At 63.1% G+C, this 11,507-nt stretch carries 9 protein-coding genes; 2 read left to right on the top strand and 7 right to left on the bottom strand.

Annotated features, from left to right (window positions below):
- Nucleotides 1-31 precede the first annotated feature (31 nt).
- The 7 genes from J7E36_RS20720 to J7E36_RS20690 form a co-directional block, all read right to left on the bottom strand.
- The gene (locus J7E36_RS20720; RefSeq protein ID WP_215007141.1) at nucleotides 32-1,042 is read right to left on the bottom strand and encodes a Gfo/Idh/MocA family protein; all 1,011 of its coding nucleotides are present in this window, start codon (nucleotides 1,040-1,042) and stop codon (nucleotides 32-34) included.
- Between the two features lie 25 nt (nucleotides 1,043-1,067).
- The gene (gene iolD, locus J7E36_RS20715; RefSeq protein WP_215007138.1) at nucleotides 1,068-2,999 is read right to left on the bottom strand and encodes a 3D-(3,5/4)-trihydroxycyclohexane-1,2-dione acylhydrolase (decyclizing); all 1,932 of its coding nucleotides are present in this window, start codon (nucleotides 2,997-2,999) and stop codon (nucleotides 1,068-1,070) included.
- A 143-nt stretch (nucleotides 3,000-3,142) separates the two neighbouring features.
- Complete coding sequence (locus J7E36_RS20710) at nucleotides 3,143-3,973, bottom strand: TIM barrel protein (RefSeq protein WP_215007136.1); 831 nt, start codon at nucleotides 3,971-3,973, stop codon at nucleotides 3,143-3,145.
- A 33-nt stretch (nucleotides 3,974-4,006) separates the two neighbouring features.
- On the bottom strand, nucleotides 4,007-5,509 hold the full coding sequence (locus J7E36_RS20705; RefSeq protein ID WP_215007133.1) for a CoA-acylating methylmalonate-semialdehyde dehydrogenase: 1,503 nt from the start codon (nucleotides 5,507-5,509) through the stop codon (nucleotides 4,007-4,009).
- A gap of 30 nt (nucleotides 5,510-5,539) precedes the next feature.
- Nucleotides 5,540-6,349, bottom strand: coding sequence for a 5-deoxy-glucuronate isomerase (gene iolB, locus J7E36_RS20700; RefSeq protein WP_215007130.1), 810 nt, complete (start codon nucleotides 6,347-6,349; stop codon nucleotides 5,540-5,542).
- Complete coding sequence (gene iolE / locus J7E36_RS20695; RefSeq protein WP_215007127.1) at nucleotides 6,346-7,239, bottom strand: myo-inosose-2 dehydratase; 894 nt, start codon at nucleotides 7,237-7,239, stop codon at nucleotides 6,346-6,348. The genes iolB and iolE overlap by 4 nt, the downstream gene beginning before the upstream one ends.
- 159 nt (nucleotides 7,240-7,398) lie before the next feature.
- Entirely contained in the window at nucleotides 7,399-9,336 is a 1,938-nt protein-coding gene (locus J7E36_RS20690; RefSeq protein ID WP_215007124.1) for a bifunctional 5-dehydro-2-deoxygluconokinase/5-dehydro-2-deoxyphosphogluconate aldolase, read from the bottom strand.
- 315 nt (nucleotides 9,337-9,651) lie between these two features.
- Here J7E36_RS20690 and J7E36_RS20685 point away from each other — a divergent pair, with 315 nt between their 5' ends.
- Nucleotides 9,652-10,575 (top strand): MurR/RpiR family transcriptional regulator, encoded by a 924-nt coding sequence (locus tag J7E36_RS20685; protein WP_215007121.1) that lies wholly within the window; start codon nucleotides 9,652-9,654, stop codon nucleotides 10,573-10,575.
- A gap of 33 nt (nucleotides 10,576-10,608) precedes the next feature.
- Complete coding sequence (locus J7E36_RS20680; RefSeq protein WP_215007118.1) at nucleotides 10,609-11,220, top strand: glutathione S-transferase family protein; 612 nt, start codon at nucleotides 10,609-10,611, stop codon at nucleotides 11,218-11,220.
- Nucleotides 11,221-11,507 lie beyond the last annotated feature (287 nt).

The raw sequence follows: 11,507 nt of genomic DNA, 5'->3' as shown, positions 1-11,507 counted from the left end.
AAGACAGTTGCTCCCACAAGGAGGATTGGGGTTAGCCGTAGAAACGTGGGCGCTCAGGCAAGTCGACCTTGACGATCTGCCCACTCTGCTGCGCTTCGATACAGGCATCGGCCGCCACGGCCGCCGCGAAGCCATCCCAGGCCGACGGCCCGCCGACCTGCCCGGCGCGCACGCCGTCGATGAACGCTTGCAGTTCGACGTCATACGCGGCGATGAAGCGGTCCTTCCAGTCCATCAGGATCGCGTTGGACAACTTGGCACCGCTGCGCAGTTGCACCTGGGAGGGTTCTGGCAGCTTGGCGATGCCGGTCTCCCCCACCACTTCGCACTGGATGTCGTAGCCGTACTGACAGTTGACGAACACCTCCACGTCGATGCGCGTGCCCCTGACGGTTTCCAACAGGACGATCTGCGGGTCGCGCAGGTGCGCCAGGGCCTTGCTGGTCTTGCGCGGGAACACCACCTGCACCGAGACGTAATCATCGGCCAACAGCCAGCGCAGCACATCCAGCTCGTGGATCAGGGTGTCGGTGATCGCCATGTCAGTCTTGTAGTTCTCACCCACCCGCGGGTTGCGGTGGGCGCAGTGCAGCATCAGCGGTTCGCCGATCTGGCCGTTGTCGATCACGGCCTTGAGCGCCCGGTAGCCTTCGTCGTATGGGCGCATGAAGCCGACCTGCACCAGGCGCTTGCCATGGGCCACTTCGGCGTCGACGATCCTGCGACAGCCTTCGGCGGTGACCGCCAGGGGCTTTTCACAGAACACCGGTTTACCCGCCGCAATCGCCGCCAGCACGAACTCTTCATGGCTCGGCCCCCAGGAGGTGACCAGGATCGCTTCCACCTCCGGCGCCTTGATCAGCGCATGCCCGTCCGGGTAGACCTCGGCGGTCAGGTTCAGATCAGCCACTACCTTGGCGGCCTGAGCGAGGTTGATGTCGGTCACCGCCACCACCTGGCTGTTGAGCAAGGTCTGGCTGCAACGACGGATATGGTCCTGGCCGATGGCCCCGGTGCCGATGACGCCCAGCTTCAAAGACATGTAGAACTCCTTAAGGAATCGCGCATTAATACTGACGGGCCTGGGCCAGTCGTTCATTGAGGGTCTTGGCGACGGCATCGGTGCGGGCGCTGGTGGAGACTTGCGCCACGCCCACCCGCCACCAGGACAGATAGCTGTGGATCATGGTCTTGGGCAGGACCTTGATGTCGATCAGGGTGGAGACCGTCTGCAAACGCGCATCGGCCAGGGCGGCGTGCAGTTCGTCGAGGGTCTTCACCTTATAGGTCTTGCAACCGTAGGCCGCCGCGCTCATGGCGAAGTCCACCGGCACAAAGCCGCCGTCGAGCTTGCCAGTCTCCGGGCTGCGGAAACGGAACTCGGTGGCGAAGCTGTCCATGCCGTTCCCCATCTGCAAGTTGTTGATGCAGCCGAAGGTCATGTTGTCCAGCAACACCACGTTGATCTTGCGCCGCTCCTGGATCGAGGTCGCCAGCTCCGAATGCAGCATCATGTAGGAGCCGTCCCCCACCAGCGCATAAACCTCTTTATCCGGCTCGGCGAGTTTCACCCCGAGCGCCGCATTCACTTCGTAACCCATGCACGAATAGCCGTACTCAAGGTGATAGGTGTTCACCCCCTTGCTGCGCCAACTGCGCTGCAAGTCACCGGGCAGGCTGCCGGCCGCGGCGACGATGATTGCATCATCGGCCAGGACCTCGTTGAGCGTGCCCAGTACACGGCTCTGGGTCAGGCAGGAGCCGGTGAGCTCGATGAATTCGCGGAACACCGCCGGGTCCATGTGATCGTTGATTTCCGGGACGAAATCCTCAAGCTGATAATCGGCCTGGTAGACCCGGTCCACTTCGGCGTCCAGTTGCGCCTTGGCATCGGCGACCTGCCCACCCCATTCGGCGCGATAGTCGCCCAACGCGGCAGACAATGCCTCCAGCCCGGAACGGGCATCGGCCAACAGTTGCACGCCGTCGAGCTTCAAGGCATCGCACGGGCTGATGTTGAGGTTGAGGAACTGCACGCCCGGCTGGCGAAACAACCATTTCGAGCCCGTGGTGAAATCGCTGTAGCGGGTGCCGATACCGATGATCAGGTCCGCCTCGGCGGCCAGCAGGTTCGCCGCCAGGCAGCCGGTTTCACCGACGCCACCGACGTTCAGCGGATGGCTGGAGACCAGCGCGCTCTTGCCGGCCTGGGTCTCGGTGAAGGGAATGTCGAAGCGCTCGGCAAACGCCTGCAAGGCGGCGTTGGCCCCGGAATACCGGACGCCGCCACCGCAGATGATCAGCGGCTTGCGCTTGCCCTTGAACAGCGCCAGGGCGTCGCCGAGCATCGCCTCGGTGGCCGGACGGCGGTCGATACGATGCACGCGTTTTTGCAGGAAGTAATCCGGGTAATCGTAGGCTTCGGCTTGCACGTCCTGGGGCAGCGCCAGCGTCACCGCGCCGGTTTCAGCCGGGTCGGTGAGCACGCGCATGGCCTGGATCGCGGCACTCATCAATTGCTCGGGGCGATTGATGCGGTCCCAGTATTTGCTCACGGCCTTGAACGCGTCGTTGGTGCTGATGCTCAGGTCATGGAACTGTTCGATCTGTTGCAGCACCGGGTCCGGTTGGCGGCTGGCGTAGACGTCGCCGGGCAACAGCAGCAACGGGATCCGGTTGGCCGTGGCCGTGGCGGCTGCGGTCAGCATGTTCGCCGCGCCGGGGCCGACCGACGAGGTACAGGCGTAGACCTTGCGCCGCAGCTGTTGCTTGGCAAACCCGATGGCGGCGTGGGCCATGCCCTGCTCATTACGGCCCTGGTGCACCACCAAGTCGCCGGCATCCTGTTCCAGCGCCTGGCCCAGCCCGAGCACATTGCCGTGGCCGAAAATGGTAAAGACCCCGGCGACGAATTTGCTCTGGACGCCGTCGACCTCGACGTACTGGTTATCGAGGAATTTCACCAGGGCCTGGGCCATGGTCAGTCGTGTTGTGGTCATGCTTGCACCTTTTTCAAACGCAAATCTGGCGGTCGGCTCATGCCCCTGTGGGAGCGAGCCTGCTCGCGATGGCGGTGGATCAGTTGTCACAGTGCTGACTGACATACCGCCATCGCGAGCAGGCTCGCTCCCACAGGGGTTCCCTATTGTTTGGAGGCCTGCGGATTTTGCAGGTGATTCATGCTCGCCCCCAGCGCCTGGCGGATGTCGGCCAGTTCATGGACGCTCTGGGCAAACGGTTCGAAGGACAGGTAGCCGTCATAGCCACCGGCCCGTAACGCTTCGATCTGCGCGGCATTGCCAAGGATGTCGGCCTCGCCCACCAGCACCCGATGGCCGTCGCGGATGGTCGCCAACGGCGCCTGGGCATCCTCGACGCCGGAGAGGTGCACCAGGCCGGTCAGCTCGGGAAAGAACAGCTGCTCACCCGCCAGATGATGATGAAAAGTGTCGTGCACCAGGCGGAACACATCCAGCCCGCCAATGGCCTTGATCGCCTCCACCGCCGTGGCCTTGCGCCGCAATGAGCAGGCTACGAAGCCCAGCGGCTCGATGAAACCGTAGATGCCGAAGGCCCGAAGAATCGGCGCCAGCTCACCAAGAGCCGTACTCAGGCCCGCCGCCCGTTCAGCCTCGCTGCGGGGGTCGGCGCGGTCGTTGAGCGGGCACATCACCAGCCCTTCGGCGCCGCATTCACGGGCGTAGTCAGCCAGCCGCACCGCCTGGGCACGGCGCTCGTCGTTCCACACATCAAAGGGATAAAGCGCATTGATCGACAGCACCTTGATGCCCCGTTCCTCGCACAACTCACGTACCCGGGCCGGCGGCATGCCGTCTTCGATCTCGATGCCCTTGAGGTCGTTGCGGATCTCGATGGCGTCGGTCTTCAACGCCAGCGCCAGGTCGATGAATTCGGGCAGCGACAGATGCGGAGCGACCATTCGGTTCAAGGCGAAACGCAGGGGCTTGTTCATTGTTGTTGTCCCTCCGGCATGTGTACAAACGGATTATTGGGCAGTCGGCATGCTGAACTCGGGGCCCTTGGCGATGCTGTCGGGCCAACGCTGCATCACGCTTTTGTAGCGGCTATAGAAGCGCAGGCCTTCTTCGCCATAGGCATGGTGATCGCCGAACAGCGAGCGCTTCCAGCCGCCAAAGGAATGCCAGGCCATGGGCACCGGAATCGGCACGTTGATGCCCACCATGCCGACCTTGATGCTGCGGGCGAACGCCCGGGCAATGCCGCCGTCACGGGTGAAGCACGACACGCCGTTGCCGAATTCATGGGCGTTGATCAGGGCCACCGCCGTGGCGAAATCCGGCACGCGCACGATGCCCAGCACCGGGCCGAAAATCTCCTGCTGGTAGATGCTCATCTCGGCGGTCACGTGGTCGAACAGCGTCGCCCCGACGAAGAACCCCTGCTCGGCGCCGGGCACCCTGAAGCCACGCCCATCGACAATCAGGCGAGCGCCTTCGGCGACGCCCGAATCGATGAAACCTTCGACCTTGGCCTTATGCTCGGCAGTGACCAGCGGCCCCATGTCAGTGCCCGGCTGCTGGCCGTCGCCGACCTTCAATTGATCGATGCGCGGCAGCAACCGGGCGATCAACTCGTCGCCCACCTCGCCCACCGCCACGGCAATGGAAATCGCCATGCAACGTTCACCGGCCGAACCATAGGCTGCACCGATCAACGCATCGGCCGCCTGGTCGAGGTCGGCGTCGGGCATGACGATCATGTGGTTCTTCGCGCCGCCCAGGGCCTGGACGCGCTTGCCGTTGGCCGTGCCCTGCCGGTGGATGTACTCGGCGATGGGCGTGGAGCCAACAAAGGAAATCGCTTCGATGTCAGGGTGCTGCAACAGCGCATCCACCGCCACCTTGTCGCCCTGGACGACATTGAACACACCGTCCGGCAGCCCGGCTTCGGTCAGCAGCCGGGCCATCAGCAGACTGGCGGACGGATCGCGCTCCGAGGGCTTGAGGATGAAGCAGTTACCGGCAACCAATGCCAGGGGAATCATCCACAGCGGCACCATCACCGGAAAGTTGAAGGGCGTGACGCCGGCGCACACACCCAAGGGCTGGCGCAGGTTCCAGTTGTCGATGCCGCCACCGATGTTGTCGCTGAAATCGGTCTTGAGCAGGTTTGGCGCACCGCAGGCGTACTCGACGATCTCGATGCCCCGGGTGACTTCGCCGTGGGCATCGGACAGTACCTTGCCGTGCTCACGGCTGATGATCTGCGCCAGTTCGTCGTGATGGCGGTCGAGCAATTCCTTGAACTTGAACATCACCCGCGAGCGGCGCAACGACGACTGCTCGGACCAGGCCGGGAACGCCGCCAGTGCCGAGGCCACCGCCGCCTCGACGGTGCCGGGTTCGGCCAGCGCCACCCGGGCCTGCACCGCACCGGTGGCCGGGTTGAAGACGTTGCTGAACCGCACGGCATCGCCGTCCTGCACCTGTCCGTTGAGGTAATGGCCTACTACCGGGGCGTCGCTCATTGTTCTTGTTCTCCGTGGGAATGCTGCAATTCAGAGGTCCAGCAGCCAGCTGTGCTGCGGGTCGTTATGGAACTGCCAGACGCGCTTGGGCCCGGCCATGACGTTCAGGTAATAGGACTCGTAGCCATAGGGCACGCTGACCGGGTGATAACCCTTGGGCACCACCACCAGGTCGCTGTTTTCCACGGCCATGGCCTGGTCGATGCTGCGATCGTCCGTGTAGACCCGCTGGAACACGAAGCCCTGGGACGGATTGACCTGGTGGTAGTAGGTTTCTTCCAGGAAGCTCTGGTGCGGCAGGTCGTCGGTGTCGTGCTTGTGGGGCGGGTAGCTCGACGAGTGGCCCGACGGCGTGCGCACTTCCACCACCAGCAGCGAATGGGCCGGCTCGCTGTCCGGCAGGATGTCGCAGACATAGCGGGTGTTGGCGCCCTTGCCGCGCACGCTGCGCTTCATGCTGTCGGGCCGGATCAGCCGTGGGCCATATGGGTTGTCGCTGGAACCCGGCGCCGCGCACACCGCAATCTGCACATCGCTCAAGGCGGTGACCTGAGCCTGGCTGCCCGGCGGCAGGTAGGCGGCATAGGGCGATTTGTCCTCGAAGACCGACTGACGATCCCCCAGGTTGTCCCAATCGAACGCGCCCTGCCCCGGCGCTTCGCCCTTGAGGCCGATGCGCCCGCTGAGCAACACCAGGCACAATTCCTTGTCATCGGCGGCCACCGCCAGGGTCTCACCGAGGCTCAGGCGGTAGGCGGCGAAGCCGACGTATTCCAGCTCACCGGGTGGCAGCTGGACCATGGTCCGGCCGCTGGCCTGGCTCTTGATCAACAAGCTCATGACGCACTCCTTTCTTGCAGCAAGGCGCGCAGGGTGTCGTAGCCTTTCTTGGCGTAGACATAGCTCGGCGCAACGGCGGGGTCCTGTTCGGCTTCCACCACCAGCCAGCCCTGGTAATCGGCGGCCAGCAGAACGTCCAGCAACGCGCCGAAGTCGATGTCGCCGTCCCCGGGCACGGTGAAGGTGCCGTTGATGATGCAGTCGGGGAAACTCCAGAGGTTGTTGCGCGCCAGTTGCACCACCGGTTTGCGCACGTCCTTGAAGTGCACGTGGCAGATGCGCTCGATGTGTTTGCGCAACACTTGCAAAGGTTCACCGCCGCCCATGTAGCAGTGGCCCGAATCGAACAACAAGCCGACCTCGCTGCCGGTCAGGGCCATCAGCTTGTCGATGTCCGAGGGCGATTCGACGTAGGCGCCCATGTGGTGGTGATACGCCAGGCGCACGCCCCGCGACAGGGTGAACCGCGCCAGTTCGGTGAGTTTGTCGGCGTAGGCTTGCCAGGCTTCGTCACTGTGAAAACGCGGCCGCTCCACCAGTGGAATGCGCTGGCCCTGGATCGAGTCGGCCACTTCCCCATAGACCAGCACCGTCGCGCCGTTCTGGGCCAGCAACTCGACATGGCTGGCGATGGCGTCGATTTCCTCGGCAGCCGAACGCTGGGCCAGGCGACTGGAATACCAGCCGGAGACCAGCGCCAGGTCATAAGGACGCAACACATCACCGACGCCCTTGGCGTCCTTGGGGAATTTGCCATTGAGCTCGAAACCTTCGTAGCCGATGGCCTTGCCTTCGCTCAGCGCGGTGCTCAACGGCGTCTCGCCGCCCAGGGAAGGCAGGTCGTCGTTGCTCCAGGAAATCGGGTTGATGCCAATTCGAATAGCGGGCATGGCTGCACCTTTTATTGTTTTTACATAACCATTGAAAACGATGTGCAACCCTGTGGGAGCGAGCCTGCTCGCGATAGCGGTGGGTCAGGCAACTGATTGTTAACTGTCAGTCCGCTATCGCGAGCAGGCTCGCTCCCACAGGTTCAGGGTTCACAACATTCAGCTTCGCGCTGCACGCCACGCCTCGATCAGTTCGACAAACCGGCCCTGCACCTGGCGAATCAGCGTTTCATCATCGATCTCACCGGCCATCCAGGCCCGGCTCGGCTCCTGGAAGATCGTGCGGCCGACAGCGAATCCGCGGCAGGTGGTGCTCTGGCTGGCCTGGCGGAAGCCATCGGCCAGCGCTGCGGCCGGGGCGTTGAGGCCCAGCAGGACCACGCCACGGCAATACGGGTCGCGCTGCTGGATCAGCGCGTCGAGTTGTTGCCACTCATCAAAGGACTGGGCCTCGATCTTCCACCACGCCGGGTAGATGCCCAGGTTGTAGAGGCGCTTGAGGGCGCGGTACAGCACGTCCGGGTGCGGCGACGGATGATCCTTGGGCGGGATGACTTCCAGCAGCAATTCATGACCGCTGGCCTGGGACGCCTTGTACAAACCCATCAACTGCGCTTCCTGTTCAAGGCGCAGCAGCGGTTCGTCGTCAGGGTGAAATTGCACCAGGCATTTGATGATCTGCTCCTGGGGCCAGGTGATCAGGTTGCTGCCGATGGAACGCCCATGTTCGAAGGCCAGCGGTCGCGAGCCTTGCACTTCCACCGGCCGTGCGACCCACCAGCCGCGCCCGGTCGCCGCATTCAGCGAGTCCTGGCCAAAACGCTGATCGGCCAGCAGACCGACGTCGGCCTCGATGCCCTGGCGTTGCAAGTCGGCTTCGACCCGTTCCACCGCCTGGATGAACAGTTGTTTGAGTTCGCCGATGCTGCTCAGGTCGCGACCGCCCTTCTGCGCCAGTTCCACCAGTTGCCCGCGGTGGTCGAAGGCGAAAATGAACAGCTGTTTCCAGGCCTTGCGTGGCACGCTGACCTGATGCAGCCGTTGCAGCACGGCGTCCTGGTCCGGCCGGGTGATCGGCACCGGGCTACTGAACAGATAGTCGAGTTCCGCGCGGGTCGGCATCGCCGGGGCGCAGGCGTGGCGCGAGACCACCAAACCACCGCAAGCATTGGCCAGCTGGCAGCAGCGTTCGTCGCTGGCTTCCTCCAGCCAACCGGCGAGGAACCCCGACATGAACGCATCACCGGCACCCAGTACATTCAGGACTTCGACCCGAACCCCCGGGTACAGCGCACCGTCTTCGAGCCGCGCCGGGATGTCGCCATGGATCACCGTGCAGCCTTGGGGGCCGAGCTTGACCACCAGGGTCGCCGCCGTCAGCGAACGCACGGTGCGCAGGGCCGTGAGCAGATCTTCGCTGCCGCCGGCAATCAGGAATTCTTCCTCGGTGCCGACGATCAGGTCGAAGCGCGGCAGGATGCCTTGCACGTGCTGGCTGACCTTCTGGTCGGCGACGAAACGGGTCTGCCCGTCGGCCTTGCCCGTCAGCCCCCAGAGCACGGGGCGATAATCGATGTCGAGGACACGCTTGACCTGATGCTTTTGCGCATAGTCCAGCGCCTGGATGCTGGCCTGGTAGACGCCGTCGGTGGAGAAATGCGTACCGGTGATCAGCAACGCCTTGCTGGCGGCAATGAAGGATTCGTCGATGTCCTCGGCGCGCAGCGCCATGTCCGCGCAATTTTCGCGGTAGAACACCAGCGGAAAGGTTTCCCGGTCCTTGATACCCAGCAGGACCATCGCGGTCAGGCGTTCGGGATCGGTCTTGATGCCACTGACATCGCAGCCTTCGCGCGCCAGGGATTCAACCAGGAAGCGGCCCATGTGGTCGTCCCCTACCCGGCTCAGCATCGCCGACTTGAGCCCCAGCCGCGCCGTGCCGAAGGCGATGTTGGCCGATGAACCACCCAGGTACTTGGCGAAGCTGGCGACGTCTTCCAGACGCGCCCCGACTTGCTGCGCGTAAAGGTCGACGCCCAGGCGTCCCAGGCAGATCACATCCAATTGACGCCCACTGGCAAAACGAGTCTGGCCCATGCTGGCTCCTGTTATTTTTATCAGCCTGCGCGGGCTGCCGGAACCGGCGCCAACGCTCTTGGTGGATGCAGACTAAAACGAGCGGCGGGCAACAATCAATAATTATTCTATAAATTTTTTACGTGGAATATTTTTTCCAATACGCTATGACTGAACCGAACCAGACGCAGTGCATCGTTTCAGCCATGGCTACAACATTGTCCGCCCATGATTTTCCCTGCGCCTACGCTGTAGACTGCGATCAGCCAACCTATTGTCGAGGGCCGGCGTTTTTTTTACGGCGGCCCTATAAGAACAAGCCAGAAGGATTTTTCCATGACCCGCCCCGATGATCTGCCGGCACCGTCCGAGCGTGCGTCCGAAGCCGCCCTCGCGAGCCCACCGATCAATGCCGAGCGCCTGTTGCAACTGATTACCGACGAATACGAAAGCCTGCCGCGCCAGCTCAAGCGCATCGCCAGCTACATGAGCCAGCAGAGCGACCGGATCATGGTCGACCGTATCAGCGACATCGCCCGGGAATGCGAAGTGCATCCGTCGGCCATCGTCCGCTTCTCGCAACGCTTCGGCTTCAGCGGCTTCAGCGAGATGCAGTCGCTGTTTCGCGAGGCGTACACCCACAAGACCACGCCGGTGCAGAACTACCAGCAGCGCATCCGCAGCATGATCGCCAACAAGTCGCAGAAAGCCAGTGGCGGCGACCTGGCCCGCGAATGCGTCAACGCCACCCTGTCGGGCATTGAGCGCCTGGGGCTGGAGCTGGACGACCAGGCCTTCGAAAAGGCCGTGGACCTGGTGGTCAACGCCGACAACATCTATGTGGTGGGCGTGCGCCGTTCGTTCGCGGTCGCCGACTACCTGGTCTACAACCTGCAACACACCAACAAGCGCATCCACCTGGTCTCCGGCCTGGGGGGCAGTTACCGCGAGCAGATGCGCAGCGTGCGGGCCAACGACCTGGTCATCGCCATCAGCTTCACGCCCTACGGCAAGGAAACCCAGCACTGCCTGCGCATTGCCCAGCACCACCAGGCCAAGACCCTGATCATCACCGACAGCAACCTGTCGCCCCTGGCCAAGCGCGCCAACGCGGTGCTGCTGGTGAACGAAGGCAGCTCGTTCGCCTTCCGCTCGTTGAGCGCCACGCTGTGCCTGTGCCAGGCATTGTTCATCGCCGTGGCGTACCGGCTGGAACTCAAGGTCGATGAAATTCATGAACAGGTCGGGTTCGAGGATTAACGTTTCGCCCCATGAATCGCTGAAGGAGAAGCCATGAAACTGATCGGCATGCTGGACTCGCCCTATGTGCGACGCGTCGCCATTTCCGCCAAATGCCTGGGCATCGGCCTGGAACACGAGTCCGTCTCGGTGTTCAGGCAATTCACGCAGTTCCAGCACATCAACCCGGTGGTCAAGGCCCCGACGCTGGTGTTGGACGATAGCAGCGTGCTGATGGATTCGACGTTGATCATCGATTATCTCGAGGCCTTGGCCGCGCCGGGGAAAAGCCTGATGCCCAAAGAAGTCGGGCCACGGTTGCGCGCCTTGCGCCTGATCGGGCTGGCGTTGGCGGCGTGCGAGAAGTCGGTGCAGATCTACTACGAACGCAACCTGCGGCCTGCAGAAATCCAGCACGCACCCTGGGTCGAACGAGTGGAGGGTCAACTTGCCGCCGCCTATGGGATGCTGGAGCGGGAACTGGAGCAACAGCCGCTCGACACCGACGGTGCGCTGGATCAGGCCGGCCTCACCCTGGCGGTGGCCTGGAGCTTCACCAACCTGATGGTGCCGGATCAGGTGGAGGGCAAGTCATTCCCCTTGATCAGCGCGTTCACGGCATATGCCGAAGGGTTGGAAGTGTTTGTCGGTACGCCGGTGCAGTAGGAATCGGGGCCAGCAGAACCGACGCCATCGCGAGCAAGCTCGCTTCCACAGGGTTCTGTGGTGGGCGCAAAAACGCAGGTTCACCACAGATCCACTGTGGGAGCGAGCCTGCTCGCGATGGCCATAGCACATCCAACATCGCCGCAAGCTGACCCATCGCCATCGCGAGCAGGCTCGCTCCCACAGGGGTTTGGGGTGTACGCGGAGGCAGGCTCACCATTGATCTACTGTGGTAGACGCAAAATGCGGGATCACCATCGATCTATTGATTGGGTGGAGGCAACAAG

Source organism: Pseudomonas fluorescens, assembly GCF_018614775.1.
Taxonomy (GTDB): Bacteria; Pseudomonadota; Gammaproteobacteria; order Pseudomonadales; family Pseudomonadaceae; genus Aquipseudomonas; species Aquipseudomonas fluorescens_BY.
The sequence above is the reverse complement of the archived record's forward strand: the minus strand, read 5'-3'. Positions and strand labels throughout refer to the sequence as shown.